The sequence below is a fragment of the Aeromicrobium wangtongii genome (assembly GCF_024584515.1).
Lineage (GTDB): Bacteria > Actinomycetota > Actinomycetes > Propionibacteriales > Nocardioidaceae > Aeromicrobium > Aeromicrobium wangtongii.
The window spans coordinates 893,624-918,657 of sequence record NZ_CP102173.1; the positions used below are offsets into that span (position 1 = coordinate 893,624).

Sequence of the window (25,034 nt, forward strand, 5' to 3'; positions counted from 1 at the left end):
CCTAGGCCCACACCAGGGCCGTGCAGCGCCACACCTTGTCGCCGCGGTGGGTCTCCTGGAGCTCCAGCCTGACCGCGATCGCCCGCGACCGTCCGCGGTGCACCATGCGGCCGGCGATCTCGGCAGCCTCGTCGTGCACCATCGCGACGTGTACCGAGACGATGCGTGCACCGCGGCCCGACCGGGCCCGCAGCGGCACCCGCGCGTGGGCCGACAGGCGACTCGTCAGCTGGGCGTAGACGTCAGGGGCCATCCACGCCGCGAGCTGGCGCACCGGGCGCTCACCGGACAGCACCTCGACCAGCGCCTGCATGAACCGGGCCGACCGCTCCCTGATCGGCCGGGCGTCGCCGCGCTCCACAGGGGCCGGCAGCACCGGCGTCATCCCCGGGAACGGCAACGCGATCTGCCCCGCGGCCGGCTCGACGGCATCGTTGAACGGCACGTGGGGCGGCGGCGCGAGCAGGGTGGTGGCGGTCTTCATGGGTGGTCCTTCCCGGAGGGTGGCGTGAGTCGCTGCGAGGGGAAGATGCGGTCGGGATCGGCACCGATGACGTCCCGGTTGGTGTCGTGCCAGCGCCGCATCGCGTGCGCGATGTCGGCGGGGGACGCGTCGTGGGGCAGGGAGCGGGCGGCGATGCTCCACAGCGTGTCGCCCGGTCGCACCCGGACCGTCTCGGCCGCGGCGGCAGTACGCTTCTGCGCCGCCGGCACCGTGGTCTCCGTGGCGTCGGGCCGGTCGGGGAGCCGCAACCCACTGACGGAGTGAGCGGGTACGTCCGGGGCCGCGAGCTGCCCGGCCTGCGCCGGCGCGGCGACCAGGACACCCGTCGCGCCAGCGATGAGCGCCCTGCGCAGGATCGTCGGCGTGACGGCCGCCAGAAGGCGCGATGACCCGCCCAGCACAACGAGCGCCGCGGCCAGCAGCGACCAGGCGGCCACCGCCAGCAGGCACAAGGAGGCGGCGGCGATCAGCGCGTCGGGGAACGACGGCCCGCGCACCTCCCGCACGAGCGCGGCGGCATCGTGGGCCAGCAGGGCGACGACGGCTGCCGAGACCGCGGTGAGGGCCCATCCGATGCGGGAGAGTCGCATGCCGCGCCTGCCTTTGATGACGTTTGATGACGTTTGAACTCATCAAAGACCTCTAGTTGACAGGTGTCAACGAATCGCGGGTGGGCCTGTGGACGGTGGGATAGCGTGCGGCTGTGCGGTGGGACCGACTGTTCCAAGACCTGGAGGCGCAGGCCTCCGACATCGAGCGCGACGAGCGGGACGCGCTCGTCGCGGAGCTGCGCGACGAGCAGTGGGCCCAGACCTCGTGGCGTGACCTGGCCGGCGGCACGGTGGCCCTGGAGGTCCTGGGCGCGGGACGCATCGAGGGCCGCGCCACGCTCGTCAACGAACGCCTGCTGCAGGTCAGCGGCGACCGCGTGGACCACGTCATCGCCACCCGGGCCGTGCTCGTGGTCCACTCCGCGCAACGGCGGGCCGACGAGGTCGGCCGGGTCGGGGCCGCGCTGGGCTGGGGTCAGGTCTTTCGCGCACTGCGGGACGCCGGCGAGCCCGTCACGATCCGGCTCGTGGACGGCAGCGCCCGCGAGGGCGTCCCCGATGTCGTCGGCGGCGACTTCGTGCGCGTGACGGCGCAGTCCGGACGCAGTCAGGACATCGTGTGGGCCGCGATCGCGATGGTCAGCGGTCGGACGTGATGTCGCCGTCGCCGGACGTCACGTCCAGCTCGCGCGTGTCGTGGTCGGCGCGCGCGTACTGCCGCGCGATGTAGTCCTCCAGCTGGTCGTTCTCGATGCGCCACTGGCCACGGCCGCCGATCTGGATCCCGCGCAGCTCGCCGGACCGCACGAGGGCGTACACCTGCCGCACGGTCACGTTGAGCACCTCCGCGACGTCCGCCAGCGTGAGGAACCGCGGGCTGGATGGGGGCATGGCACCAGTTTCCCATGCGACGGTGTCAACCGTTGCGGCGGATGAAGCACCGTTGTGGACAACAACGGCAGGGGGTGGACGCGACGGCTGGTTGTCGGTAGAACCGTGCCATGACGAACTGGCGCAGGCCCAGGGGACAGGGCCGAGCGGCTCCACGACTGCGGCTGCGCCCCTGGCGCGACCCACGGCTCGTCCTCGGGGTGCTGCTCGTCCTGGGCGCCACGGTCCTGGGCGCCCGGCTGGCCGCAGCAGGTGACGACCGGGTCGAGTACTGGTCGGTACGGGCGGACGTCGTCCCCGGCGACACCATCACCCAGGACGACCTGCGTCCCGCCCGCGTGCGCCTCACGCGCGAGGCCGCGGACGACTACGTCAGGACGACCGAGCAGTTCTCGGCGCCACTGGACGACCTGGTCTGGGCCCAGCCCTTGACGCAGGGATCGCTGGTGGCCAAGACCTCCCTGGTGCCGCGCTCGAGCGCGGCCCGCGGGCAGCTCCCGCTCAACGTGGCGCTGGGTGCGGCGCCGGCCGACCTGGCCAGGGGCGACCTGGTCGACGTCTGGGTGGGGCCCGGCCCGGGGGACGAGCCGGGCCCCGACGCCGTCCGGGTCCTCGGTGCCGTCCGGGTGCTGCACTCCGGCAACGACGTCGGCGCGCAGAGCGGCTCCCTGGCGCAGACCGTGCTGGTCGACGTCGACGACTCGCGGCTGGCACCGGACGTCATCAGCACCGTGTCGGCCGGACACGTGACGCTGGTCCGGGTCGGCTCGTGACCATGGACGTCATGCTCGCCGCCGGTGGCGCCGCGTGGGAGCAGGCCGCCATCGGCGAGCTCGAGTCGTCGACGTCGCTGCGACTCGTGCGGCGCTGTGTCGACGTCGCCGATCTCCTGGCGGTCGCGCACACCGGGCAGGCGAACGCGGCGATCGTGTCGGCCGACCTGCCGGGGCTCGACGTCGACGCAGTGGCCCAGCTGGGTCGCTCAGGTGTCGTCGTGGCCGCCGTCGGCGCAGACCCGGAGCGTTGCGCGGCGCTGGGCATCCGGCGCAGCCTGCACATCGGTCAGCTCGGTGACATCGCCCACGACGTGCTGGTCCCGGCCGGCCCACAGGCGCGTCGGGCCCCCGTGGTCGCGGTGTGGGGCCCGGCCGGGGCCCCGGGCCGCAGCACCGTGGCCCTCGCGCTGGCCTCCGCGGCCGCCGCCCGCCGGATCGACACGATCCTGGTCGACGCCGACACCTACGGCGGCGCGCAGGGCCAGCTGTTGAGCGTGCTCGACGACGTCAGCGGATTGGTCGCCGCGTGCCGGGCGGCGAACCAGGGCCGTCCCGGCGAGGTCGTCGACCACCTCCTGGAGGTCGACCCGGGCCTGCGGCTGCTGACCGGTCTGCCACGGGCGGACATGTGGCCACAGGTGCGCGCCGGTGCCTTCGAGACGGTGCTGGACCGGATGTGCGGTGAGGCCGAGCTGGTCGTCGTCGACATCGCCTCGCCGTTGGAGCCCGGCACCGGCACCGGTGCAGATCGCAACCAGACAGCCCTGCAGGTCGTGGCTGCCGCCGACCTGGTCGTCGTGGTGGGTCGTCCCGATCCGGTGGGCCTGGCCCGTCTGGTCCGGGGCGTCCAGGACCTGTCGGCGATCGACCCCGGTGGCCGGCACGTCATCGCCATCAACATGATGCGCCCGTCGCTGGGGTGGCGGGAGCGGGAGGTGCGGGCGACCGTGGCGCGCCTGACCGGTGACGAGCCGGTCGTGCACCTGCCGTTCGACCAGTCCGGTCTCGACCTGGCCGCGGTCAAGGGTCGCGCCCCACGGGAGGCCGCGCCCTCGTCCCCGTTCGTGGCACGCATCGAGGTGCTCCTGGGCCATGTCCTGTCCGTCGTGGTCCCGCCCCGCGCGGTGACGGGACCCGCGGCTTGACCCGGTGGTACCTTCCTCGTCAAGACGTCACGAGGAGAGACATGCAACGGTTGAGCCCGCTGGATGCGATGTTCCTTCAGCAGGACAGCCCGACCGTGCCCCGCCAGGTCGCCTCACTCGTGATCATGGAGGCCGGTGAGCGCCCGCTGACCTACGACCGGCTGATCAACGTCATCAACGAGCGCATCGACCTCGTGCCGCGCTACCGCCAGCTGCCGCGCTCGGTCCCCGGAGCGATGGGCACGCCGGTGTGGCTCGATGACGAGGACTACGACATCTCCCTGCACGTGCGCCGCTCGGCGCTGCCCCGCCCGGGCACGGTCGAGGCCCTGCACGAGCTGGTCGGACGGCTGATCGCCCGCCGCCTCGACCTCGACCGCCCCCTGTGGGAGCTGTACCTGATCGAGGGCCTGTCGGACGGGCGCGTCGCGCTGCTGTTCAAGGCCCACCAGGCCCTCGTGGACGGCTCGGAGACCGTCGACCTGGCCCAGGTGCTGCTGGAGGAGACCGCGCACGACCGCGACATCCCCCACGAGGAATGGAATCCGCGCCCCGAGCCGCACGCCGGCGAGCTGCTGGCCGCGACGCTGAGCCGCAACGTCCGCCGGCCCGGTGAGGCGCTGCGCATCGCCGAGCACAACCTCGGCCGGCTGGCCCGCAAGCTGCCCGTCATCGGCGGCGACGCCCTGACCCCGCACGGTGTGCTGTCCACCGACCTGAGCCGGCACCGGCGTTTCGCGTCGCAGGCCGTCGACCTCGACGACTTCCGCCGCGTCCGCGAGATGCATGGCGGCACCGTCAACGACGTGATCCTGGCCTGCATCGCCGGCGGCATCCGCGGCTGGATGCTCACCCGCGCCGAGCCGGTCAGTGCCAAGACGGCGCTGCGGGCGATGGTGCCGATGTCGGTCGTGGCCGAGGACGGCCTGCCGACCTCGCTGGGCTCGAAGGTGCGCGGGCACCTGCTGTCGCTGCCGGTGGGGGAGTCCAATCCGGTCGTCCGGCTGCACCAGGTCTCGTACGCGTTGAAGGACCACCGCGAGACCGGTTCGGCGGTGGCCGCCAATCAGCTCGCCGCCCTGCCCGGCTTCGCCACGTCCACGTTCCACGCGGTCGGCGCCCGGGTCGCCGACGCGGAGGCCGGACGCGGACACCAGATCGTCATCACCAACGTCCCCGGCCCGCAGGACCCGCTCTACCTGGCGGGCGAGGCGCTCGCGGAGGTCTACCCCTGCATCCCGCTGAGCGGCCGGCGCGCCGTCTCGATCGGCGTGACCTCGTACCACAGCAAGGTCTTCTTCGGCATCGTCGCCGACCGGGACGCCGTCCCGGACGTCGAGGTGCTCGGCCAGTGCATCCAGGATGCGTTGGCCGAGCTGGTCGAGTCCGTCGAGGGCCGTCGTGCCCGTGCACCCCGGGGCCGTCAGCGCCCCACGAGGAGTTGAACATGAGGGTCTACCTGGGACTCACCGCCGATGAGCTCGTCGCGCTGCAGTCGGGGAGCTCGGTGACTCCGGCCGAGTCGTTCGTCGCGGCGTCCGTCGACGAGGAGGACGAGCTCGCGGCGCTGGAGGAGGCCGCCGAGCACGGAGAGGTGGCCGCTGCAGCAGAGCTGGACGACCCGGACGGACCGGTCACGCTGACCGACATCGCATCGCTGCACGTCGACGTCGACGGCAGCGGCGATCTCGCGTGGTACGCCACGCAGGAGATCGCCGCCGTCATCGAGCTGGTGCGCAGCTGACGCTGCGCGGTGTCCGGGCCTAGAGCTTGGTCATCCCGTACTCGACCTCTTCGCGCAGCGAGGACCGGATGGCCTTGGCGACCTCGGGCTCGATCTTCTTGCCGATGAACGGGATCGACACCTTGACGTCCCCATTCACCGTGAACTCCGTGCCGTCGCCCTCGGCGAACAGCTTGGCGACGCCGACCATCTCGGCGGGCTGGCCGATGATGCTGACCTTGACGTCGGCAGTGCGGCTGCCGTCGGCATCGGGACCGCTCCAGACCTCGGTCTGCTTGACCTTGACGGTGCTGCCGGTGAGCTTCTTGACGAAGTCGGGCATGTCGGCCGGCTGCGTGCGGGTGATCGTGACCGTCGCGCCCTCGCCGTTGTCCGTCACCGTCACCTCGTAGTCCGTCGATCCCTGCTTGGCGCACGACTCGGTGCGGAACGCCTGGTCGACGAGCAGGCCGTACACGTCCTCGACGCCAGCACCCGTGTAGGAGAACTTCTCGGTGAGCTTCATGCGGTGATCCTCCGGTGCTGGGGTGGGGTGGTCATTCGGTGGTCTGCTCGCCGGCGGCGAGGGCCTTGAGCTCGGAGAGCCGGGCCTCGACCTCCGTCTGGGTCGTGTCGCCCTCGAGCTCGGCGAACTGCGCGTCCAGGCTGGACGATGCGAGCTCGGCCTGGCCGGCGACCCGGGCCTCGTCGCGGCGCACCTTCTCCTCGAAACGGGACAGCTCGCTGGTGGGGTCGAGGACGTTGATCGAGGACACCGCGTCGTGCACCTTGGCCTGCGCCTCGGCGGTCTTGGCCCGCGCCACCAGCTGGTCGCGCTTGCCCCTGAGCTCCTCGAGCTTGCCCTGCATGTTGATCAGCCCGGCCTTGAGCTGCTCGACCGTGTCGTTCTGGGCGGCGATCTGCGGTGCGGCGGCCTTCGCCTCGTTCTCGAAGCCGATCTGCTTGCTGAGCGCGACCTTCGCGAGGGCGTCGAACTTGTCGGCCTCGGCGGGCTGCCCGGCCGCCCGCAGCTGATCGGCCTTCTGGGACGCCTTGATCGCCTTGGTGCCCCACTCCTTGACCGCGGCGACGTCCTCGGCGTGATCGGCCTCGGCCAGCCGCAGGTTGCCGATCGTCTGGGCAACTGCGTCCTGGGCCTCGGCGATCGAGTTCGTGTAGTCGCGCACGAGCTGGTCGAGCATCTTCTCGGGATCCTCGGCCTTGTCCAGAAGCGAGTTGATGTTGGCGCGGGTCAGCTGCCCGATGCGCCCGAGGATGGACTGTTTCTGAGCCATGGTCCGTCACTTTCGTTCAATGCGGCGGTCTCTGCGTGATGCCGTCCCCTCGATCTTGCTGCATGCGCGTGGCCGAGACAACACAACCGCAGCGCGCCGTGCCGTCAGGAGCGTCCCGACGAACCTGCGGCGGGACGACGAAAGATCCACATCCGCATCGCGACGAATCGCATGACCGTCACGAGCAGGTTGGCGGCGGTCAGCACGGCGACCTCCACCAGCGGGTGCCCGCCGCCGCCGACGGCCCGCATCAGCCACAGCGTCCCGCTGGTCACGGCCAGCCCCGCGGCGAAGACCAGCAGCCCCTGCAGCTGCTGCCGCAGGTGGTTCTCCGGACCGCGCAGACCGAAGGTGAACCGGCGGTTGGCGGCGGTGTTGACGACCGCGGTGAGCGCCAGGGCGAGGGCATTGGCCGCGAACGCACCCATGACGGTGCGCAGCGCGACGTACAGGACGCCGTAGGCGGCGGTCGACAGCGCGCCGATCACGGCGAACACGATCATCTGCCCGCCCAGCCGGCCGCCGGCTCCCGCAGATGATGCCCGGCCGAGCGCCTGGGCGACGTCCGTCAGCGGGATGCGGCCGCGCAGCAGCGCCCAGCCGAGGCGGCCCATGCCGCGCAGGTCGGCGGCCGCCGTGCGGACGATGTCGACGCGGCTGTCGGGGTCGTCGACCCAGTCGACCGGCACCTCGTGGATGCGCAGCCCGGCGCGCTCTGCCACGACCAGCAGCTCGGTGTCGAAGAACCACTCGTCGTCCTGGATCAGCGGCAGCAGCTGCTGCGCGACATCGCGGCGAATGGCCTTGAAACCACACTGCGCGTCCGAGAAGCGCGCCCTCAGCGTCCCGTGCAGCAGCAGGTTGTAGGCCCGGGAGATCACCTCGCGGCGCGGTCCCCGCACCGTCCGGGACGTGCGGGCCAGCCGGGAGCCGATCGCCAGGTCGGAGTGCCCCGACAGCAGCGGCGCGACCAGCGGCAGCAGCGCGTTCAGATCGGTCGACAGGTCCACGTCCATGTAGACCAGCACCTCGGCGTCGGACTGGGACCACGCCCGCTTCAGCGCCCGCCCGCGTCCCTTCTGGTCCAGGCACACGACGCGGACGTCGTCGAAGCGGTCGGCCAGCTGCTGGGCCAGCTGCCGCGTGCGGTCGGTGCTGGCGTTGTCGGCGATCGTGATGCGGTGCTCGAACGGCAGCGTATGCAGGTGGCTGCGCACGGTCTGGACCGATGAGACCAGCGCCTTCTCCTCGTTGTAGACGGGGATGACGATGTCCAGGGCCGGTGGACGGCTCGGAGCATGCTTGGCCCGCGGGGCCACGACGGTGGTCGTCATCGGATACCTCCCGACAGGTCGTAGATCGTGACGCCGTCGACGGTCTGGGCGGTGAAGTTCTCGCTGACCCAGGTGGAGATCTGCGAGCTCGTGCCGCCGCCCGGGCCCGGGCCCATGCCCCGGCCGTCACCGGCGATGAAGTAGTGGATTCGCCCGTCCGCGACGTACTGCTTGAACTGGGCCAGCGTGGGGCTGGGGTCCGAGCCGTTGAAGCCGCCGATCGCCATGACGGGCAGGCCTGTCGCGAGCTGGTAGCCGGAGGCCGAGTTCGACCCGATCGCCGCGGCGACCCACGTGTACGAGTCGGCATCGGCGGTCAGCAGCGCGTTGATCTGCTCGGTCGACTGCGAGCCGTTCAGCAGGCCGCCAGGGCTGCCGCCGGGCTGGCCGCCGGGCTGTCCGCCGGGCGCCTGGCCGCCGGGAGCCTGCTGCCCCTGGGTGGGCTGCCCGGGCGGCGTCATGCCGCCGCCGGGGCCGCCGCCGGGGCCGCGTCCCGTGCTGGGCCCGGCGCTCGGGATCGAGCCGGTGTGCGGGGTCGCGGCGGTGTCGATGGCATACGCGGCCGGGCCGGCGATGATCGCGCCCAGCGCGGTGCCCACGACCGCGATGCGCGCCCCGCGCGGGAGCAGGGTGTGCAGGACGATCAGGACTGCGCTGGCGACCCCGAGCACGATGACGGCGTACTTGAGCCACGGCACGAACCCGGACGTCCGGTCGAGCAGGGCGAAGCTCATCGCGCTGGTCATCGCGATCACGAAGGCCATCGCGATCATCGCCTCCGGCGCGGTGCGCCGCTCCCACAGCACCGCGACGCCGATGCCGACCAGCGCGGCGATCGCCGGCGCCAGGGCGACGGTGTAGTACGCGTGGAAGATGCCGGCCATGAAGCTGAACGTCAGAGCGGTCGTGAGCAGCCAGCCGCCCCAGACGACGAGGCCGGCGCGCTGGAGGTCGGTGCGGGGGGCGCGACGGGTGAACCACAGGCCCAGGACGAGCAGCACCACGGCAGCCGGGAGCAGCCAGGCGATCTGTCCGCCGATCTCGGAGTTGAACAGGCGGAACAGTCCGGTCTCGCCCCAGCCACCTCCGCCGTTGCCGCCACCGACCGCGCCGACCTCGTCGCCGTTCAGGCGGCCGAAGCCGTTGTAGCCCAGCGTCAGCTCCAGGATCGAGTTGTTCTGCGATCCGCCGATGTACGGACGGCTCGAGGCCGGCCACAGCTCCACGATCGCGAGCCACCATCCGCCGGCGACGATCATGGAGCCGAAGGCGATGAGCAGGTGCTTGATCCGGGTGCCGATGCGGACCTGCGCCGCGACGAGGTACACCAGCGCCAGTGGGGGCAGGACCAAGAAGGCCTGCAGCATCTTGGCCAGGAAGGCCAGGCCGACCAGCGCTCCACCCAGGACCAGCCAGCGCACCGCCCGCTGCGGCGACTCGATGGCCCGGATTGTCGCGTACACCGCGCCGATCAGCAGCAGGGTCAGCAGCGCGTCGGGATTGTTGAACCGGAACATCAGCGCGGCGACCGGGGTCACGGCGAGCACGAGCCCGGCCAGCAGACCGGCCCATGCATGGTGGGTCGTGCGCCGGACGGTCGCGTACAGCAGGCCGACCGAGGCGACACCCATCAGCGCCTGCGGGACGAGCATCGACCAGGACGACAGCCCGAAGATGCGGGCGGACAACGCCATGGGCCACAGGGCCAGTGGCGTCTTGTCGACCGTGATCGAGTTCGCGGCGTCCGACGAGCCGAAGAAGAAGGCCTTCCACGACTCCGATGCGGCCTGGACGGCTGCGGAGTAGAACGAGTTGGCCCATCCCGACGCCCCGAGCCCCCACAGGTACAGCAGGGCCGTGGCCAGCAGCAGCGCCAGGAGCGCTGGACGCACGAGCGGGGAGTCCTCGTCGCGGCCGCGCCACAGGCGGCGGAGGCGTGACGGACGGGCAGTTGCAGGGCGGTGGGTGGCCCCGGCCCGGGCCGGGGCAGGAGTCGTCGTCGAGGTCATGCCTCCACCGTGCGACCGCAGCTTGGGTCGGCCGTGTGCTGAATCTGTGGAGAGCCTGTGACCGTGCGGGTCAGGCCGGCAGGGTCAGGGTGAACGTCGTGTCGCCCGGCGAGCTGGTCACCGATGCGGTGCCGTGGTGGGCGGTCATGATCGCCTTGACCAGCGACATGCCCAGGCCGGCACCGCCCGATGCCCGGGTGCGGGACGAGTCGCCGCGGGTGAATCGCTCGAACACCGTCGGCAGCAGGGCCGGGTCGATGCCGGGGCCGTCGTCGTGGACGTCGATGCGGATCTCGTCGCCGACGCTCAGACGCACCTCGACCGTGGTGCCGGGCGGCGTGTGCCGGGTCGCATTGGTGATCAGGTTCGTCACCGCCTGGTGGAGCCGCTGCTCGTCGCCGGTCACGATGACCGGCTCCTCGGGGACGTCCAACGTCCAGCGGCGCTCGGGATCGACCACCCGGGCGTCGTTGACGGCCTCGACGACCAGCCGGGTCAGGTCGACGGGGCGGCGCTCGAGCTCGCGGCCGGCGTCGAGGCGGGCCAGCAGCAGCATGTCCTCGACCAGCGTCGACATGCGCCCGGCCTCGGACTCGACCTTGGCCAGGATCCCGTCGGGATCGGCGCGGCCGGAGCGGCGGCCGAGCTCGGCGTATCCCTTGATCGTCGACAGCGGTGTGCGCAGCTCGTGGGAGGCATCGGCGAGGAACTGGCGTGCCTGCTGCTCGCTCTCGTAGCGGGCGTCGAGGGCCCGCTCGACGTGGCCCAGCATCTGGTTGAGCGCCTCGCCGACCTGGCCGACCTCGGTCGACGGGTCGGTGAGCGAGTCGGGGACGCGGACGGTCTCGCCGACCTCTCCGGACGACAACGGCATGGCCGTGACCTCGTGGGCCGTGGCGGCCACCTCGCGCAGCGGCTGCAGCTGTCGGCGGACCAGCACCCGGCCGGCAACGGCGGCGACACCGACACCGGCCAGACCGAGCAGCACCTCCCACCAGATGAGGGTCTGGATCGTGTCGTCTACATCGTCGGTGGGGACGCCCAGGACGAGCGTCCCGGCTGTGGTCTCGGCGGCGACGACGCGGAACGAGCCCAGCCCTGGGACGTGCTCGGTCACCGGGTCGTGGCCCGGCTCGACGTCCTCCAGGGCTTCCAGGGCCGATGAGGAGAGCTCTCGTCCCTCACCGGAGGACGTGATCGAGAATCCGCTGGACCGGTCGGTCCCGATGATCGCGGTCAGCGTGCCGTCCCGGTTGCCGCGGGCGTCCGGCGGCGGCTGGCGCCCGTCACGGTCGTCGCCGGGATCGAAGCCCTGCTCCTGGCCGCCGAACACCCGCTGGCTGCGTTCCAGCGAGGCCTCGACCTGGCGGTCGAGCTGGCCGGTCAGGTACGAGCGCATCACGACGGTCGCGACGCCCGCGACCAGCAGGCTCACGACGGCGACCAGCGCCACGACCGTCACGACGAGGCGTCCGGTCAACGAGGTGGGCAGGAGGCGCATGGTCTAGTCGGCGGGCTTGAGGACGTAGCCGGCCCCGCGCTTGGTGTGGATCATCGGCTTGTGGCCGGCGTCGATCTTCTTGCGCAGGTAGGAGATGTACAGCTCGACGACATTGGCCTGTCCGCCGAAGTCGTAGTCCCACACCCGGTCCAGGATCTGGGCCTTCGACAGCACCCGGCGGGGGTTGCGCATCATGAAGCGCAGCAGCTCGAACTCGGTCGCGGTCAGGTCGATCTCCTGGCCGGCGCGGGTCACCTCGTGGCTGTCCTCGTCCAGCGTCAGGTCGCCGACCGTGATGACCGAGCTCGGCCGGGCGTCCAGCGCGCCGGCGCGGCGCATCAGGCCACGGAGCCGGGCGATGACCTCCTCGAGGCTGAACGGCTTGGTCACGTAGTCGTCACCACCGGCGGTCAGGCCGGCGACGCGGTCCTCCACCGAGTCGCGCGCCGTCAGGAACAGGACGGGGACGTCAGGGGCGAAGGCACGCACCTTGCGCAGCACCTCCATGCCGTCGAAGTCGGGCAGCATCATGTCCAGGACGATCGCGTCGGGCGCGAAGTCCCTGGCCGCAGCGACGGCCTTGCGACCGGTGTCCGCGGTGCGGATGTCCCAGCCCTCGTAGCGCAGCGCCATCTGCAGCAGCTCGGCGATGTTGGGCTCGTCGTCGACCACGAGCACGCGCAAGGCCGATCCGTCGGCGCGGGTCAGTGAGGTCCCCATCGGCCCAGTGTCGTCCTCCGGCACTGGCATTTGGATGAGTGCCGGCTGTGGGGATGCTGTGAAACCCCGGGGCGATCAGCCGCTGTACGTCACCGTGTCGTCGCCCTGCAGGCACTGCTTGCCGGCGACGCGGGCGGGGAACTTGTACTTGGTCAGCACCGAGCACTCGGTCAGCGACTGGCCGTTCCAGACGCTGCGCCACGTCCCGCCGGACTTGGCCCACAGCGACGCGTAGCCGCCGCACTGCGGCGTGAAGTGCCCGCCGCGCGCGAAGCCGGCGGTGTCGATCACGTCGACCGAGATCTGCGGCTTCTCGGTGCAGCCCTGCTCGACGGTTCCGCGGGTCAGCTCCGCGGCGATGAACGACTTGAAGTCAGCCGGCGCGCCGCGGAGCTTGCTGGTCTCGGCGGGCGTCGCGATCAGCACGCCGCTGTCCTCGCCCTGCGCGTACGAGATCAGCTTGCCGGCCGGCGCCGCGGGGGTCGGGGTGCTCGTGCTCTTCGAGGGGGCCGGCGTGGTGGCCGCGGGCGTCGTCGGGACGGTGCTCGGCGCTGCGGTCGTCGGTTCGGAGGTGCTCGGTTCGGCGGTGCTCGGCGCCGCCGCCTCAGGCTCGTCCGAGCTGCCGCACGCTCCCAGCAGCAGGATCGGCGTGGTCGCGAGGGCCGTCAGGAGCCGGGTACGAGTCATGGGGTCAATGATGCCGTCAGGGTGTCGCCACGTGCGGCAGGATCACCGGCCGGTCGTCCCGTCGATCGCCTCGCGCAGCAGATCGGCGTGCCCGTTGTGCCGCGCGTACTCGCCGATCATGTGCACGTAGACCATGCGCAGCGACATCTCGCCGTGGTGCCCGCCGATCGTGTGGTCGAAGTCGATGTCGGCGACCGCCTGGTCGGCCAGCCGCCACTCGTCGCGCAGGGCCTCGACCGCGTCCGGGGCGTCGGCGGGGTCGAGGTGGTTGAAGTCGGTGTCGTCGCGCGCCTCGAAGCTGTGCAGGTGCTCGATGTCCTCGCGCGCCACCCGCTTGCGGAACCAGATCCGCTCGACCTTGGCCATGTGGCGCGCCAGCCCCAGCAGGGTCAGGTTGGAGGTCGGGACGGAGTGCAGGGTCAGCTGCTCGGCCGTCAGCCCGGCGCAGATCCTGAGCAGGGTGGTGCGCTGGTGCGCCAGCATGCCCTCCAGGATCGGACGGTCCGGCCCGGTCATCGGTCCGTCGACGGGCGCGGGCATGGGGGAGGTCCAGGTCATCGGTCGATCCTGTCAGGCTGGGTGGGCCACCGCAGCGATTGCCGCCAAGGCAGGAAGATCCTTCACGCCGGATCCGGCCAGGACGATGTTCTCCTGCTCGGTCACGATTCCCACGGCGGGCGGTGCGAACGGATAGCCGAGCCGGACGTCGACCACCGTCAGCACGTCGGACACCGGGATGGTCGCCGGCGCGACATCGCCCGCCACGGCCCGGATGACGATCGCGTCGTCGACCAGGTCGACCGCGACCCGCCGCCGTGGCGGGTCGAGCACCGTGCCGCCGTCGGTCGTCTGCGGCACGACGTGCAGCGCTCGCCGCCGCAGCAACGGGGGAGCGATCAGCAGTGCGGCGAGGGCGAAGATGGCGAGCACGACGAGCAGCGCGAGCGCCGAGGCCGTGGCCACCCGGAGCACCAGGGCCGCGGTGATCGCGAGGGCGAGCACGCCGACCGCGATGCGGGCGGCCAGGGGGACCGGGCCGGGATCAACGGCCGTCGGGCCGCCGAGCGCCTCGGCACGTGCCGCGTACAGCTGCCGGTCGTACCCGGTGCCGTTGTGGTCCTGCTGGCGGCGGAACGCCTCGACCCAGGTCATCCAGACCGTGGTGCTCGTGGCGACGAGCACGATCGCACCGACCACTGCGAGCGGCAGCCCGTCCCCGGCGTCGTCGGAGGTGAGGCCCGCTGCCAGCAGCACCACGCTGAAGCACCACGCGGGGATGGCGCGGAAGGCCGGCCACAGCAGTCGTGTATCGCGGATGCGGCCGAGAGTGGTGAGCCCGACGCGGGATGAGACCTCCTCCAGGTCGGGGCGGTCACGGGCGTCGAAGATCGTCAGCAGCTCGTCCGGGATCTCGCCCGGCGGCAGGCCACGGGCATCCCGTGTCCGGTCGGCTCCGGCCCAGGCGAGTCTTTCGCGATCCATCGCCCGGCTGGTGCGGACGCGCTGCCACAGCACGAGCAGCAGCGCGGCGACCGCCACCGCGGTGATGCCCCACCAGATCGCCGTCGTCCGCGTCGACGGATCGTCCTCCCGGGCCAACGTCACGTACATCGACAGCGCCATGGCCACGAGCATGGCCGCGCCCGGCTTGACGTCACGCCGCCAGCCGTATCGTTCTCGCTCCAGCTCGCTCAGGCGCGCAGCGCGCTCGGTCAGCAGCTCGCCACGCGTCGTCCAGCTGGTGGTCACGCGCCGTCGCCCTCCGGGTCCTCGCCGGTTCCGGCCGCCCGCACGACGGCGTGCGCCGAGATGGTGGCCACCAGGGCGCCGAGCTCGGTGGCCTGGTCGGGGAGCGCGGCCGTGGTGACCAGGCCGAAGCCCCAGCCCATGTCGGACGGGAACGCCTCGGTGTACGCCCCAGGCCCCAGCGCGGCTCGCAGCAGCCGCTCGGCGAGCACGCCGACGTCCACGACGTCATCGGCCGGGACGTCCACGAGCCCCGCCAGCACGAACCAGTGGACCGGGCGGGGCACATCGGGTCCGGCGGGCAGGGCGACGATGCCGTGCATCGCGAAGCCGGCCTCGACCAGCCGGTGGCGCCACATCGCCAACCCGTCGACGAGCACCCGCAGGTCGGCGTGGACCGCGCGGGCCGCCTCGTCCTCCGACGGCTGCAGTAGGTCGGAGTAGTCAGGCGGCAGCCGGAACTCGATCTCGAGCCCTGCCTCGCCCGTCGGGCCGCCGAAGCCGCCGGCGGCCCAGTCCTTGATCTGGTGAAGGCGCCGATGTCGGCGAACAGGCCGGACGCCTGGTTGGCCTTGAGCGAGTACACCCGCGAGATGAGCTCGGGGGTCTCCATCCCGTGGCCGCCGCTGGCCATCGCGAACATGCCGATCGGAACCTCGAGCGGCCCGCCGATCAGCTGGGGGACGCTTCGGGTGTTTCCGGCGGCCGACAGGTAGTGCATCACCAGGGCGACGCCGCTGAGGATCAGCGCGGGCAGCGCCAGGAACTGCAGGCCCGGGATGAAGGCCAGCAGGCCCAGCACGGAGGGCGGCGCCCAGGTCGTCCTCGGCTCTCTTCCGCTCGGCGCGTTCCTTGGCCTCCGCGGCTTCACGTTCCACGCCCCGTGCGCGGAACTGGAAGTCCCACAGGTCCGACGACCATGTCGAGATGTGCGGGTGGGCCTGGCTGAACGAGCGGTGCGCGTCGACGATCTTGGGCGTCAGCTCGTCGTCCATGAGGTCGCGTAACGCGCGTGCGGCCTTGCCCTCCCAGTCGCCGCCGGGAGCGCCGCGCAGGACAGCGGCGTCGACGTTCTTCATGGTCCTGGCCGGCTGGCCCAGCAGGTCCGCGATGTTCTTGAAGTTGGCCTTGACGTGCTCCAGCATCGGGCCGTCGATGACAAGGTCCGCCATGTGCTCCCCGAGCTAGGTTCGTCAGCAGTGGGTGGATCGTAGCGGGCTGGGTGACACGGCGCATCGCAACTACCTCGCCCAGGGGCGCCCGCTCGGCGGCCGGCCGGGGGCCGCGCGACGAGCCGGTGCAGCACCTCTGCCGCTCGCCGCGCCCTGCTGAGGGCTCGGCGCGGGTACGCTTTCTGCCTGATGATCAGCGTCCTCGTGCTCGTGATCCCGCTGGCTCTCGCCGGGGCCGTCAGCCCCGTCATGCTCACCGAGCAGACCGTGCTGCTGGCTGGGCGCGACGGACGCCGCGTCGCGGGCTGCTACGCGATCGGGGTCGGCGGGACGTTCTTGGTGCTCCTGTGGCTCATGGTGGCCTTCGGCCATTCCATCGCTTTGCCCAAGGAGCCCAGGCTCAGCGCCTCCCTCGACCTCGTCCTCGGCTTGCTCCTGATCCTCATCGCTGCGCTGCTCCGGTACCGCCGGCGGCGTGCCCCCGAGGCCAAGAAGCCGCGCGACTACGGGCTCGGCCTGGTCCAGGCGTTCGGATTCGGCGTGTTCTCGATGGCGACGAACTTCACGACGTTGGCGATCATGGTCCCGGTGGCCAAGGAGATCTCCGCCAGCCATCTGGACGTCCTCGGACGCCTGACCGTGGTCTGCATCGTGGCCGTCGTGGGGGCGTTGCCGGCGTGGCTGCCCCTGGCGATGACGCTGGTGGCGCCCGATCCCACGCGCCGGGGCCTGCAGGTGCTGAGTGACTTCATCGACAGGCGCGGTCCGCTGATCACGATCCTGCTGCTGGCCGCGGCGGGCACCTTCCTGGTGATCCGGGGCATCGTCCACATGATCGGTCTGTGACCACCCGTCGGTCGTCACCTCGGCGCCCGACGCGGTCTACCGCGGTCCACAGGGACGTTGGTCCGAGCCTTCCAATATTCCCCGGTCTTGTGCACTATTTGTGACACGCACTCTTCGGGGGAAGGGCTTCGGGGATGGAATCGTCGACGGCGGCACTTGCGGACCGAGTCCGTGATCTGGTGCGCCAGCGACGCATCGATCCGCGCACCGACACCGCCTCGGTGCGGCTGGCCGCGATCGATGCGATCGCCGAGCACGACGCCCGCAGCCTAACCGGAGCCGTGCGGACGCTGGACGAGCCGGAGGTGGTGATCGGCCAGATCGTTGCCGATGTGTCCGGGTTCGGACCGCTGCAGGCGCTGCTGGATGACGAGTCGGTGGAGGAGATCTGGATCAACGAGCCGTCGCGGGTGTTCGTCGCGCGGGGCGGCCGCCATGAGCTCACCTCGCTGATCCTGACCACCGATCAGGTGCGGGAGCTGGTCGAGCGGATGCTGTCGTCATCGGGGCGGCGCGTCGACGTGAGCCAGCCGTTCGTGGACGCGATGCTGCCCGGCGGGCACCGGCTGCACGTCGTCCTGGACGGGATCGCTCGGGGCTTCGCTGCGGTCAACATCCGCAAGTTCGTCGCGAAGGCGCACTCCTTGGCCGATCTCGTCACGCTCGGCACCCTCGACCCGGCCAGTGCCACCTTCTTGGACGCCGGCGTGCGCGCAGGTCTCAACATCGTCGTCTCCGGAGGAACCCAGGCGGGGAAGACGACCCTTCTGAACTGCCTGGCCGCCTCGATCCCGGGCTCGCAGCGGCTCGTGTCGGTCGAGGAGGTCTTCGAGCTGCAGACGGGACACCCCGACTGGGTCGCGATGCAGACTCGTCAGGCCGGACTCGAGGGAACCGGAACGATCGACCTGCGGATGCTGGTGAAGGAGGCGCTGCGCATGCGCCCGTCGCGGATCATCGTCGGCGAGGTGCGCGCCGCCGAGTGCCTGGACCTGTTGCTGGCCCTCAACGCCGGGCTCCCGGGCATGGCCAGCATCCACGCGAACTCCGCACGACAGGCGCTGGTCAAGCTGTGCACGCTGCCGCTGCTGGCCGGTGACAACATCGGCTCTCGGTTCGTGGTGCCCACGGTCGCCTCCTCGGTCGACCTCGTCGTCCACACAGGGCTCGAACCGGACGGCAGCCGCGCCGTGCGCGAGATCGTCGCCGTCACCGGACGGGTCGAGAACGGGCTGATCGAGTCCGAGCCGATGTTCGTCCGACGCGCAGGACGAATGGAGCGGGCGTACGGCGTCCCGTTGCGCCGCGACGCCTTCGAGCAGGCGGGCATCGACCTCGACGATGTGCTGGGGACGGTCCGATGGGTGCCCTGACCGGCCTGATGGCCGGGCTCGGTGTCGTCCTGGTCGCCTGGGCCTTCACCGATCCGCACTGGCGACCGGCGCGCCGGCGCCGGCCACGCACGAGTCCCCTGGGCGCCTTGTTGGCGCAAGCGGGTGTGCAGGGCATCGCTCCGGCGCAGCTCGTCGGTCTGTGCGTGATCTCCTTCTTCGTGGGCGGTGTCGCCATGGCCGGGTTCTCCGGTGTCGCGGCGATCGGCCTGGTCTTCGGCCTGATGGCCGCCGGGCTGCCGGTCGCGGTGCTGCGCGGGCGGGCCGCGAAACGCCTGCGCGAGCACGCTGCCGTCTGGCCCGATGCGGTCGACAACCTGACATCGGCAGTGCGGGCGGGCCTGTCGTTGCCCGAGGCGCTGATCCAGCTCGGGGAGCGGGGTCCTGAGGGGTTGCGCGAGGCCTTCGTCCAGTTCGGCCGTGACTACCAGGCATCCGGACGTTTCAACGAGTCCCTCGACCTGCTCAAGGACCGGCTGGCCGATCCGGTCGGCGACCGGGTGGTCGAGGCGCTTCGAATCGCGCGCGAGGTCGGCGGCGGAGATCTCGGGCGGATGCTCCGGTCGCTGTCCGGCTTCCTGCGCGATGACCTGCGCACGCGCGGTGAGCTGGAGTCGCGACAGTCGTGGACCGTCAACGGTGCGCGGCTGGCCGTGGCGGCGCCGTGGTTGGTGCTGCTGCTGATGTGTCTCCAGGGGGATGTCATCGATCGGTTCGCGAGCGGGACAGGGCTGGTCGTCCTGCTGACCGGCGCGGCGCTGTGCCTGATCGCGTATCGCCTGATGATGTGGATCGGCCGTCTTCCCGCCGAACGCCGGATCCTGGCGTGAACGGCCCGCCATGACCGGCGCGATGATCGGCCTCCTGCTGTCCTCCGGGCTGTTGCTGACCGCGACGGGGTGGTTGCGGACGCGCCGGCCGAGCCTGGAGCAGCGGGTCGTGCCGTACGTCCGTGACGTCCACCCGCAGGTCGTGGGGCCCAGTGGAGCCAGCGTGGTGGGTGCGGTGTTCGGTCCGTCCGTGCGACGTGCCGGCGAGCTGGTCGGGGAGGTGCTGGGCGGTTCGGCCAGCGTCTCGCGCCGACTCGTTCGGCTCGGGTCGCCGATGTCGGTGGACGACTTCCGCATCCGGCAGGTGCTGTGGGGCGCAGGCGGCCTGGGCGCGGGCATCGCGCTGTCGTTGCTGCTGTGGTCTGCCGGACGATCCGGCGTCCCGCTGCTCCTGCTCATCTGCCTGCTCGGATTCGTCGGCGGGGTGTTGTGGTGCGATCAGCGCCTCTCGGCCCAGGTGACGGACCGGGAGCGCGAGATGCGAGCGGAGTTCCCGGTGGTCGCTGACCTGCTCGCCCTGGCCGTCGCAGCGGGGGAGAGCCCGGTCGCCGGGCTCGAGCGCATCATGCGGGTGTGCCACGGGGCGCTGGCCGACGAGCTCGGCTCCGTGGTCGCGGACGTCCGCACCGGCACGCCCATCGCCGCGGCCTTCGACGCCCTCGCCGCGCGCACCGGCGTCACCAGCATCGCCCGGTTCGCCGAAGGGCTCGCCGTCGCCGTCGAGCGCGGCACCCCGCTGGTCGACGTCCTGCACGCCCAGGCCGCCGATGTGCGCGAGTCGGGCCGACGCGAGCTCATCGAGGCCGGTGGCCGCAAGGAGGTCGCGATGATGATTCCCGTCGTGTTCCTGATCCTGCCGGTCACCGTCATCTTTGCCTTCTTCCCCGGTTACGTAGGGCTCCACCTCACCTCAGGCACCTAGGAAGGGAACAGCATGATCACACGCATCTCCCACCGGCAGGACGAGCAAGGAGACGTTCCGGGCTGGGTCATGATCACCGTCATGTCGGCAGGCCTGGTCGCCATCATCACGGCCGCCGCGGGCCCCCAGCTGCGCAACATGCTGACCCAGGCGCTGTCGGCGGTCGGCGGCTGAACCGTGACGGCTCGCGAGCGCGGCGCGGCCGTCGTCGAGTTCGTGCTCGTCATGGTCCTGCTGGTGCCTCTCGTGCTGGGCATCGCCCAGGTGGCCCTGGTGCTGCACGTGCGCAACACGCTCGCGGCGGCTGCCTCGGAAGGGGCACGGGCCTCCTCTCCGCTCGGCGCGTCGCCGGCCGACGGTGAGACCCGGGCCCGGGCCATGATCCGGGCAGCACTGGACGACCGCTACGCCGGTGACGTGCGGTCGTCGTGGACGAGCGTGGACGGGCTGCCCGGCGCGGTCGTCGAGGTGCGGGCGCGCGTTCCGGCTCTTGGCCTGTTCGGCCCGTCCGTGCCGTTGACCGTCCGCGGGCATGCCGTCAGGGAGGTCGAGCCATGAACCGGCGTGAGCGGGGCACCGCGACGATCGAGTTCATCTGGCTGACGATCCTGCTGCTGGTCCCGCTGGTCTACGTCCTGGTGGCGGTCTTCGACACCCAGCGCGCCGCCTACGGGGTGTCGACGGCCAGCAGGGCGGCGGCGCGGGCCTTTCTGCAGTCCCCGGATCCGGCCACCGGCGAGCAGCGGGCCCGGGCTGCCGCGCAGGTGGCGCTGCACGACCAGGGGCTGGATGGCGCGACGATCCGCGTCAGCTGCCTGCCGTCGCCCTCTGCCTGCTTCGAGCCGGGATCGTCGGTGCGTGTCCTCGTGCGTGCCACCCAGCCGCTGCCGCTGACGCCCGATGTCCTCGGACCACGGCTCGCTGGTGTGACGGTCGACAGCACGCACACCGAGCCGTATGGCAGCTTCCGGAGCCGGCGATGAGGCAAGAGCGCGGCACCATCACGGTCATGACGATCGGCTTCCTGGTCTTCCTGGGGCTGCTGGTCGTGGTGGTTGTCAACTCCTCGGCGGCGTTCCTGCAGCGCCAGCAGCTCGACAACGTCGCGGACGGAGCCGCCCGTGCCGCCGCCGATGGGCTGAGCACCGACACGTTCTACCGCACCGGTGCGATCACCCTCAACGGTTCAGCGGCCCGCAGGCTCGTCGGTGACTACGTCCGTGGCCCGGGCGTCCGGGTGGTTCAGGTCCGTGCCGACGCGAACCAGGTGCTGGTCCGCCTCGAACGGTCGGTGACGCTGGCGATCGCACCGCCAGGGTGGAACCCGCGCACCACGATCGTCTCGGAGGCCACCGCACAGCTACGTCCCACGCCGTGACGGTCCCGGGCGCGAACCTGGTTCAGCCCCTGGGAAACCCGTGATTCTGTTCGGCATCCTGTGAAGCACTCAGCCTGCTACGGTCTGGCGATGACTCCACTCCGCGGGATCCTTGCGTCGGCCCTCGCCACCGTCCTGGTTGGCGCCTCGATGCTGGTTGCGGCACCGGCGCAAGCGGCGGACATGGACTGCAGTGACTTCGCGACCCAGGCCGACGCGCAGGCGTTCTACCTTGCAAACGGCGGGCCCGCTGCTGACCCTCATCGCCTTGACGCGGAGGGCGACGGGTTGGCTTGCGAGACGCTGCCGTGCCCGTGCAGCAAGTTGCCTGCTCCGCCACCTCCCACGACGGCTCCCGTGTCGCCATGCGGAAGGAATCCGAAGGTCGTTGAGAAGGCAGTCGTGCTGTCGGTGATCGACGGCGACACTCTCAGAGTCCGGATTGACGGAAGGTCCCAAAAGGTCCGCTTGCTCGGCATCAACTCTCCCGAACGCAAGAAGAAGGGCTACGCGTCCGCGACGAAAGCGCTCAAGAAGCTGGCGCCCCCGAGGAAGACAGTCGCGCTGATCAGTGACCCCACGCAGAAGTACGCGGACAGGTACGGTCGCATCCTGCGCTACGTCGAACGCGGCTCGAGGGACGTGAACAAGGCGCAGCTGTCCAAGGGGTGGGCCAAGTACTCCGACGTGAGGACGTGTGCCCCGCTGGTGAAGAAGAAGACGTACAAGAGCGCTGAACACTCCGCGAAGAAGGCCAAGCGCGGCATCTGGAAGTGACAGCACGAGGGTCCGCTCGCCTTGGATCACCGCGTGAGCAGGTGGGCCATCTCGACCACCGCCGCCAGTGCGATCGTGAACGCCAGGACGAAGGTCGGGCCGCCGATCGCGCGGTAGACGCGGTAGTAGCGATCATCGTCGTAACGCCGCCAGCCCTCGACCAGCACCCAGACCGACAGCAGCGCCACGGGCGCCAGCAGCAGGAGCGCGGCGGGGCCGAGCAGGGACGACGTGTGCTTCACCGTGGCGGCCAGGAGGGCGAACAGGCTGAGCGCGGTGCGCTCCCACGCGAGCGTCGTCCGCTCGTCGCTGGGGACGGGGGGATCGGATCGTCCGTCGGCGGCTCGCGGCATGCTCACGGTCGCGTCCTCACACCCACGCGATGATCAACACGGCCGAGATGCCGATCAGGCCCAGCACCATCAGCGTCCCGAAGCCGATCGGCGGCATCGGCTCACGGCGGCGCATCGACCGCTCGACGAGTCCCCACCGGACCCACGAGACGAGCGCGGTGAAGACGGCCAGGATCAGCAGCGTCATCGCGATGGCCTTCTGCGCCCCGGAGGGGATCGACAGGTCGACCACGTCGAGCGCGACCCTGGCCGCGAGGAGCGTGACCGCGGTGCGGACTCAGGCCAAGAAGGAGCGCTCGTTGGCCAGGCTGGAGCTGTAGTCCGGGTCGTCGCCCTGGCCATAGACCCAGCGCGGCCGGCGCTGGTTTCTCTCACGCATGAATCCAGTGTCACCCCATGCGGCCGCCGCGGCTTGGGGGCAGGATGACCGGGTGGCATCACGACACGACCGACGGCACCACGCGGGGGGCGCTCCATGATCGCCCCGCTCGCATCCCTGCTCGCCGCCGTGGCGGTGACCGCCGCCCCGATCACGCTGCCGCCCACGGCGGGGGTCGCGGACTATCAGCTCGGTGGCGCCTATCCACCGGCCGCGAACGTCCAGATCGTCACCCGGGACCGCTCGGCCGCGCCGGCACCCGGCAGGTACTCGATCTGCTACGTCAACTCCTTCCAGACCCAGCCGGGCACGCTGCGCTGGTGGAAGAAGAAGCACCCGTCGTTGCTGCTGCGCGATGCGAAGGGACGCCTCGTCCGCGATCCCGGCTGGCGCGACGAGGTGCTGCTGGACATCCGCACCGCCAAGAAGCGTGCTGCGCTGGGAGCGATCAACCGGGCCTGGTTCGCCCAGTGCGCCCGCAAGGGATATCGGGCCATCGAGCCGGACAACCTCGACTCGTGGACGCGTTCGAAGGGGCGCCTGAAGAAGACGCACGCGGTCAGCTTCGCCAAACGGCTCGTGCGGGAGGCCCACGGCGTGAATCTCGCGATCGCGCAGAAGAACGCCCCGCAGCTCAGCCGCCTGCGCCTCGGTTTCGACTTCGCCGTGGCCGAGGAGTGCGAGGTCTACCGTGAGTGCGGCACCTACCGGCGGTACTACGGAACGCGTCTGATCGAGATCGAGTACACCGACAACGGGCGCTCCGCGTTCAGGCAAGCCTGCGCCGCGCGCGGCGGGTCGGCGTCCATCCTGTTGCGCGACCGCGGCGTCGTCCGGCCGAGCTCGAGGCGGTACGTCTTCGAGGCGTGCTGAGCGGGCAGGTCGATTGCTCGCCGTGGGTAGCGTGGAATTCGACCACCTCAGCGTGTGGTGGCCGGAGAGAGGTGCCTCATGAAAGCCGTCGTCTTCGAGAAGTACAAGACCGCCCCCAGCCTTCGCGACGTCCCCAAGCCGACTCCAGGTCCCGGGGAGGTGCTGCTGAAGGTCGCCGGCGCCGGCGCCTGCCACTCCGACGTCGCGGTCTTCCGCGACTTCGACGAGCAGTTCGGTCCACCGCAGCTCAAGCCGTCGTTCGTGCTGGGGCACGAGAACTCGGGCTGGGTCGAAGCGCTCGGTGAAGGTGTCAGCGGCTTCACGGTCGGTGATGCCTACCTGGTCTACGGGCCGGCCGGGTGCGGCCACTGCCGCGCCTGCTCGCGCGGGCAGGACACCTACTGCGAGAACGCAGCGACCATGCCGTACCTCGCGATGGGCCTGGGACGTGACGGAGGGATGGCCGAGTACGTCGTGGTCCCCGCGCGCAATCTGGTCCCACTGGGCGATGCCGATCCGGTCGCCGCAGCGCCGCTCTCGGACGCCGCCTTGACGCCGTACCACGCGATCAAGAAGTCGCTCCCCGCTCTCGGCGGCGGCGGGAAGTTCGCGCTTGTGATCGGCCTGGGTGGTCTGGGCCAGATCGCCGTGCAGATCCTGACCGCCCTCACCGGCGCCACCGTCATCGCCACCGACGCCAAGCAGGACGCCATGGACCGTGCCCGGGCCAACGGTGCGATCACGGTTCCGGGCGGCCCGGACCAGGCCGAGGCCATCCGCGCGGCAACCGGCGGCAAGGGCGTCGACGCGGTGTTCGACCTGGTCGGCGTCGATGCGACGATCGCGCTGGCGATGTCGGTGGTCGCCATCCGCGGGCGGGCGACGATCGTGGGCATCGGCAACGGCACCTTCGCGTGGAACTTCTACACCGCGCCCTACGAGGCCGAGCTGGCGAACACCTACTGGGGCACCGTCGAGGAGCTGTACGAGGTCGTCGACCTGTACCGCGCCGGCAAGATCACGCCCGAGGTCGAGATCTTCGCGCTCGACGACGCGCTCGAGGCGTACCGCAAGCTGGAGGCCGGTGAGCTGTCCGGGCGTGCGGTCGTCGCCCCGCACGGTCGCTGGCCGCGTACGGACGCTCGAATGCGCCCGGGTGCGGCTGGAACACCCAGTCATTGCAGGGTGGGCTCACAGGATTCTGACAGGCTTGCCGGTCATTCTTGAGGC

General features: G+C 71.1%; 31 protein-coding genes. 16 read left to right on the plus strand and 15 right to left on the minus strand.

From position 1 onward, the window contains the following. Window position 1 precedes the first annotated feature (1 nt). Complete coding sequence (locus NQV15_RS04500) at window positions 2-484, minus strand: Rv3235 family protein (protein ID WP_232398410.1); 483 nt, start codon at window positions 482-484, stop codon at window positions 2-4. After that, window positions 481-1,095, minus strand: a complete 615-nt coding sequence (locus NQV15_RS04505) for a LysM peptidoglycan-binding domain-containing protein (RefSeq protein WP_232398411.1) — start codon at window positions 1,093-1,095, stop codon at window positions 481-483. The genes NQV15_RS04500 and NQV15_RS04505 overlap by 4 nt, the downstream gene beginning before the upstream one ends. 113 nt (window positions 1,096-1,208) lie before the next feature. Between NQV15_RS04505 and NQV15_RS04510 the strand changes: the two genes are divergently transcribed. Further along, on the plus strand, window positions 1,209-1,712 hold the full coding sequence (locus NQV15_RS04510; RefSeq protein WP_232398412.1) for a hypothetical protein: 504 nt from the start codon (window positions 1,209-1,211) through the stop codon (window positions 1,710-1,712). Here the strand turns inward: NQV15_RS04510 and NQV15_RS04515 are convergent. Then, entirely contained in the window at window positions 1,696-1,947 is a 252-nt protein-coding gene (locus NQV15_RS04515; RefSeq protein WP_232398413.1) for a helix-turn-helix domain-containing protein, read from the minus strand. The genes NQV15_RS04510 and NQV15_RS04515 overlap by 17 nt on opposite strands. A gap of 110 nt (window positions 1,948-2,057) precedes the next feature. Here NQV15_RS04515 and NQV15_RS04520 point away from each other — a divergent pair, with 110 nt between their 5' ends. Genes NQV15_RS04520 through NQV15_RS04535 form a run of 4 tightly spaced genes read left to right on the plus strand, consistent with a single transcriptional unit; the run spans window position 2,058 to window position 5,612 of the window. Continuing rightward, a complete protein-coding gene (locus tag NQV15_RS04520; RefSeq protein ID WP_232398414.1) occupies window positions 2,058-2,720 on the plus strand; it encodes a hypothetical protein in 663 nt (220 codons plus the stop codon). Further along, window positions 2,717-3,868 carry an AAA family ATPase gene (locus tag NQV15_RS04525; RefSeq protein WP_232398415.1) on the plus strand — a complete coding sequence of 384 codons (1,152 nt, stop codon included), beginning with the start codon at window positions 2,717-2,719 and terminating at the stop codon, window positions 3,866-3,868. The genes NQV15_RS04520 and NQV15_RS04525 overlap by 4 nt, the downstream gene beginning before the upstream one ends. Window positions 3,869-3,909: 41 nt before the next feature. Further along, window positions 3,910-5,313: a WS/DGAT/MGAT family O-acyltransferase gene (locus tag NQV15_RS04530; RefSeq protein ID WP_232398416.1), complete on the plus strand. Its 1,404-nt coding sequence runs from the start codon at window positions 3,910-3,912 to the stop codon at window positions 5,311-5,313. 2 nt (window positions 5,314-5,315) lie between these two features. Then, window positions 5,316-5,612 carry a hypothetical protein gene (locus NQV15_RS04535; RefSeq protein WP_232398417.1) on the plus strand — a complete coding sequence of 99 codons (297 nt, stop codon included), beginning with the start codon at window positions 5,316-5,318 and terminating at the stop codon, window positions 5,610-5,612. A 19-nt stretch (window positions 5,613-5,631) separates the two neighbouring features. Here the strand turns inward: NQV15_RS04535 and NQV15_RS04540 are convergent, their stop codons facing one another. The 10 genes from NQV15_RS04540 to NQV15_RS04585 form a co-directional block, all read right to left on the minus strand. Continuing rightward, the gene (locus NQV15_RS04540) at window positions 5,632-6,117 is read right to left on the minus strand and encodes a DUF2505 domain-containing protein (protein WP_232398418.1); all 486 of its coding nucleotides are present in this window, start codon (window positions 6,115-6,117) and stop codon (window positions 5,632-5,634) included. A gap of 31 nt (window positions 6,118-6,148) precedes the next feature. Beyond that, window positions 6,149-6,886 carry a PspA/IM30 family protein gene (locus NQV15_RS04545; protein WP_232398419.1) on the minus strand — a complete coding sequence of 246 codons (738 nt, stop codon included), beginning with the start codon at window positions 6,884-6,886 and terminating at the stop codon, window positions 6,149-6,151. Window positions 6,887-6,990: 104 nt separating this feature from the next. Then, entirely contained in the window at window positions 6,991-8,220 is a 1,230-nt protein-coding gene (locus NQV15_RS04550; protein WP_232398420.1) for a bifunctional glycosyltransferase family 2/GtrA family protein, read from the minus strand. Then, the gene (locus NQV15_RS04555; protein ID WP_232398421.1) at window positions 8,217-10,229 is read right to left on the minus strand and encodes a glycosyltransferase family 39 protein; all 2,013 of its coding nucleotides are present in this window, start codon (window positions 10,227-10,229) and stop codon (window positions 8,217-8,219) included. Before NQV15_RS04555 ends, NQV15_RS04550 begins: the two co-directional genes overlap by 4 nt. A 70-nt stretch (window positions 10,230-10,299) precedes the next feature. Continuing rightward, a complete protein-coding gene (locus tag NQV15_RS04560; protein WP_232398422.1) occupies window positions 10,300-11,730 on the minus strand; it encodes a HAMP domain-containing sensor histidine kinase in 1,431 nt (476 codons plus the stop codon). A gap of 3 nt (window positions 11,731-11,733) precedes the next feature. Next, on the minus strand, window positions 11,734-12,450 hold the full coding sequence (locus NQV15_RS04565) for a response regulator transcription factor (protein WP_304523569.1): 717 nt from the start codon (window positions 12,448-12,450) through the stop codon (window positions 11,734-11,736). Window positions 12,451-12,525: 75 nt separating this feature from the next. Further along, on the minus strand, window positions 12,526-13,137 hold the full coding sequence (locus NQV15_RS04570; RefSeq protein WP_232398423.1) for a hypothetical protein: 612 nt from the start codon (window positions 13,135-13,137) through the stop codon (window positions 12,526-12,528). Between the two features lie 42 nt (window positions 13,138-13,179). Then, window positions 13,180-13,695, minus strand: coding sequence for a DinB family protein (locus tag NQV15_RS04575; RefSeq protein ID WP_232398424.1), 516 nt, complete (start codon window positions 13,693-13,695; stop codon window positions 13,180-13,182). Window positions 13,696-13,707: 12 nt separating this feature from the next. After that, window positions 13,708-14,886 (minus strand): hypothetical protein, encoded by a 1,179-nt coding sequence (locus NQV15_RS04580; protein WP_232398425.1) that lies wholly within the window; start codon window positions 14,884-14,886, stop codon window positions 13,708-13,710. After that, window positions 14,883-16,055: a hypothetical protein gene (locus NQV15_RS04585; RefSeq protein ID WP_232398426.1), complete on the minus strand. Its 1,173-nt coding sequence runs from the start codon at window positions 16,053-16,055 to the stop codon at window positions 14,883-14,885. Before NQV15_RS04585 ends, NQV15_RS04580 begins: the two co-directional genes overlap by 4 nt. Window positions 16,056-16,244: 189 nt before the next feature. On the opposite strand from NQV15_RS04585, the gene NQV15_RS04590 reads away from it, so the two are divergent. The 9 genes from NQV15_RS04590 (at window position 16,245) to NQV15_RS04630 (ending at window position 22,199) form a co-directional block, all read left to right on the plus strand. After that, window positions 16,245-16,901 (plus strand): GAP family protein, encoded by a 657-nt coding sequence (locus NQV15_RS04590; protein WP_232398427.1) that lies wholly within the window; start codon window positions 16,245-16,247, stop codon window positions 16,899-16,901. Window positions 16,902-17,035: 134 nt separating this feature from the next. Further along, window positions 17,036-18,274 carry a CpaF family protein gene (locus NQV15_RS04595; protein WP_255669704.1) on the plus strand — a complete coding sequence of 413 codons (1,239 nt, stop codon included), beginning with the start codon at window positions 17,036-17,038 and terminating at the stop codon, window positions 18,272-18,274. Beyond that, window positions 18,262-19,122: a type II secretion system F family protein gene (locus tag NQV15_RS04600; protein ID WP_232398429.1), complete on the plus strand. Its 861-nt coding sequence runs from the start codon at window positions 18,262-18,264 to the stop codon at window positions 19,120-19,122. The genes NQV15_RS04595 and NQV15_RS04600 overlap by 13 nt, the downstream gene beginning before the upstream one ends. A gap of 10 nt (window positions 19,123-19,132) precedes the next feature. Then, the gene (locus NQV15_RS04605; protein ID WP_232398430.1) at window positions 19,133-20,044 is read left to right on the plus strand and encodes a type II secretion system F family protein; all 912 of its coding nucleotides are present in this window, start codon (window positions 19,133-19,135) and stop codon (window positions 20,042-20,044) included. Window positions 20,045-20,056: 12 nt separating this feature from the next. Beyond that, a complete protein-coding gene (locus NQV15_RS04610; protein WP_232398431.1) occupies window positions 20,057-20,218 on the plus strand; it encodes a hypothetical protein in 162 nt (53 codons plus the stop codon). Between the two features lie 3 nt (window positions 20,219-20,221). Continuing rightward, on the plus strand, window positions 20,222-20,602 hold the full coding sequence (locus NQV15_RS04615; RefSeq protein WP_232398432.1) for a TadE/TadG family type IV pilus assembly protein: 381 nt from the start codon (window positions 20,222-20,224) through the stop codon (window positions 20,600-20,602). Further along, window positions 20,599-21,027, plus strand: coding sequence for a hypothetical protein (locus NQV15_RS04620; RefSeq protein ID WP_232398433.1), 429 nt, complete (start codon window positions 20,599-20,601; stop codon window positions 21,025-21,027). Before NQV15_RS04615 ends, NQV15_RS04620 begins: the two co-directional genes overlap by 4 nt. Further along, the gene (locus tag NQV15_RS04625) at window positions 21,024-21,422 is read left to right on the plus strand and encodes a pilus assembly protein TadG-related protein (RefSeq protein ID WP_232398434.1); all 399 of its coding nucleotides are present in this window, start codon (window positions 21,024-21,026) and stop codon (window positions 21,420-21,422) included. The genes NQV15_RS04620 and NQV15_RS04625 overlap by 4 nt, the downstream gene beginning before the upstream one ends. A 90-nt stretch (window positions 21,423-21,512) precedes the next feature. Further along, complete coding sequence (locus NQV15_RS04630) at window positions 21,513-22,199, plus strand: thermonuclease family protein (RefSeq protein ID WP_232398435.1); 687 nt, start codon at window positions 21,513-21,515, stop codon at window positions 22,197-22,199. 26 nt (window positions 22,200-22,225) lie between these two features. On the opposite strand, the gene NQV15_RS04635 is transcribed toward NQV15_RS04630, so the two are convergent. Both NQV15_RS04635 and NQV15_RS04640 read right to left on the minus strand, forming a co-directional pair. Continuing rightward, window positions 22,226-22,552 carry a DUF202 domain-containing protein gene (locus NQV15_RS04635; RefSeq protein WP_232399789.1) on the minus strand — a complete coding sequence of 109 codons (327 nt, stop codon included), beginning with the start codon at window positions 22,550-22,552 and terminating at the stop codon, window positions 22,226-22,228. 16 nt (window positions 22,553-22,568) lie between these two features. Further along, window positions 22,569-22,784 carry a YidH family protein gene (locus NQV15_RS04640; RefSeq protein ID WP_232398436.1) on the minus strand — a complete coding sequence of 72 codons (216 nt, stop codon included), beginning with the start codon at window positions 22,782-22,784 and terminating at the stop codon, window positions 22,569-22,571. 243 nt (window positions 22,785-23,027) lie between these two features. On the opposite strand from NQV15_RS04640, the gene NQV15_RS04645 reads away from it, so the two are divergent. Together NQV15_RS04645 and NQV15_RS04650 are read left to right on the plus strand one after the other, a co-directional pair. After that, window positions 23,028-23,804: an endo alpha-1,4 polygalactosaminidase gene (locus NQV15_RS04645; RefSeq protein WP_232398437.1), complete on the plus strand. Its 777-nt coding sequence runs from the start codon at window positions 23,028-23,030 to the stop codon at window positions 23,802-23,804. A gap of 78 nt (window positions 23,805-23,882) precedes the next feature. After that, window positions 23,883-25,031 (plus strand): NAD(P)-dependent alcohol dehydrogenase, encoded by a 1,149-nt coding sequence (locus NQV15_RS04650; protein WP_232398438.1) that lies wholly within the window; start codon window positions 23,883-23,885, stop codon window positions 25,029-25,031. Window positions 25,032-25,034: the final 3 nt, after the last annotated feature.

Excerpts from the sequence above, each read along its gene's own strand:
- NQV15_RS04500 (WP_232398410.1), bottom strand. The coding sequence starts at position 484 with ATGAAGACCGCCACCACCCTGCTCGCGCCGCCGCCCCACGTGCCGTTC.
- NQV15_RS04505 (WP_232398411.1), bottom strand. The coding sequence starts at position 1,095 with ATGCGACTCTCCCGCATCGGATGGGCCCTCACCGCGGTCTCGGCAGCC.
- NQV15_RS04515 (WP_232398413.1), bottom strand. The coding sequence starts at position 1,947 with ATGCCCCCATCCAGCCCGCGGTTCCTCACGCTGGCGGACGTCGCGGAG.
- NQV15_RS04520 (WP_232398414.1), top strand. The coding sequence starts at position 2,058 with ATGACGAACTGGCGCAGGCCCAGGGGACAGGGCCGAGCGGCTCCACGA.
- NQV15_RS04530 (WP_232398416.1), top strand. The coding sequence starts at position 3,910 with ATGCAACGGTTGAGCCCGCTGGATGCGATGTTCCTTCAGCAGGACAGC.
- NQV15_RS04535 (WP_232398417.1), top strand. The coding sequence starts at position 5,316 with ATGAGGGTCTACCTGGGACTCACCGCCGATGAGCTCGTCGCGCTGCAG.
- NQV15_RS04540 (WP_232398418.1), bottom strand. The coding sequence starts at position 6,117 with ATGAAGCTCACCGAGAAGTTCTCCTACACGGGTGCTGGCGTCGAGGAC.
- NQV15_RS04545 (WP_232398419.1), bottom strand. The coding sequence starts at position 6,886 with ATGGCTCAGAAACAGTCCATCCTCGGGCGCATCGGGCAGCTGACCCGC.
- NQV15_RS04550 (WP_232398420.1), bottom strand. The coding sequence starts at position 8,220 with ATGACGACCACCGTCGTGGCCCCGCGGGCCAAGCATGCTCCGAGCCGT.
- NQV15_RS04555 (WP_232398421.1), bottom strand. The coding sequence starts at position 10,229 with ATGACCTCGACGACGACTCCTGCCCCGGCCCGGGCCGGGGCCACCCAC.
- NQV15_RS04560 (WP_232398422.1), bottom strand. The coding sequence starts at position 11,730 with ATGCGCCTCCTGCCCACCTCGTTGACCGGACGCCTCGTCGTGACGGTC.
- NQV15_RS04565 (WP_304523569.1), bottom strand. The coding sequence starts at position 12,450 with ATGGGGACCTCACTGACCCGCGCCGACGGATCGGCCTTGCGCGTGCTC.
- NQV15_RS04570 (WP_232398423.1), bottom strand. The coding sequence starts at position 13,137 with ATGACTCGTACCCGGCTCCTGACGGCCCTCGCGACCACGCCGATCCTG.
- NQV15_RS04575 (WP_232398424.1), bottom strand. The coding sequence starts at position 13,695 with ATGACCTGGACCTCCCCCATGCCCGCGCCCGTCGACGGACCGATGACC.
- NQV15_RS04585 (WP_232398426.1), bottom strand. The coding sequence starts at position 16,055 with ATGGCGGACCTTGTCATCGACGGCCCGATGCTGGAGCACGTCAAGGCC.
- NQV15_RS04590 (WP_232398427.1), top strand. The coding sequence starts at position 16,245 with ATGATCAGCGTCCTCGTGCTCGTGATCCCGCTGGCTCTCGCCGGGGCC.
- NQV15_RS04595 (WP_255669704.1), top strand. The coding sequence starts at position 17,036 with ATGGAATCGTCGACGGCGGCACTTGCGGACCGAGTCCGTGATCTGGTG.
- NQV15_RS04600 (WP_232398429.1), top strand. The coding sequence starts at position 18,262 with ATGGGTGCCCTGACCGGCCTGATGGCCGGGCTCGGTGTCGTCCTGGTC.
- NQV15_RS04605 (WP_232398430.1), top strand. The coding sequence starts at position 19,133 with ATGACCGGCGCGATGATCGGCCTCCTGCTGTCCTCCGGGCTGTTGCTG.
- NQV15_RS04610 (WP_232398431.1), top strand. The coding sequence starts at position 20,057 with ATGATCACACGCATCTCCCACCGGCAGGACGAGCAAGGAGACGTTCCG.
- NQV15_RS04620 (WP_232398433.1), top strand. The coding sequence starts at position 20,599 with ATGAACCGGCGTGAGCGGGGCACCGCGACGATCGAGTTCATCTGGCTG.
- NQV15_RS04625 (WP_232398434.1), top strand. The coding sequence starts at position 21,024 with ATGAGGCAAGAGCGCGGCACCATCACGGTCATGACGATCGGCTTCCTG.
- NQV15_RS04630 (WP_232398435.1), top strand. The coding sequence starts at position 21,513 with ATGACTCCACTCCGCGGGATCCTTGCGTCGGCCCTCGCCACCGTCCTG.
- NQV15_RS04635 (WP_232399789.1), bottom strand. The coding sequence starts at position 22,552 with ATGCCGCGAGCCGCCGACGGACGATCCGATCCCCCCGTCCCCAGCGAC.
- NQV15_RS04645 (WP_232398437.1), top strand. The coding sequence starts at position 23,028 with ATGATCGCCCCGCTCGCATCCCTGCTCGCCGCCGTGGCGGTGACCGCC.
- NQV15_RS04650 (WP_232398438.1), top strand. The coding sequence starts at position 23,883 with ATGAAAGCCGTCGTCTTCGAGAAGTACAAGACCGCCCCCAGCCTTCGC.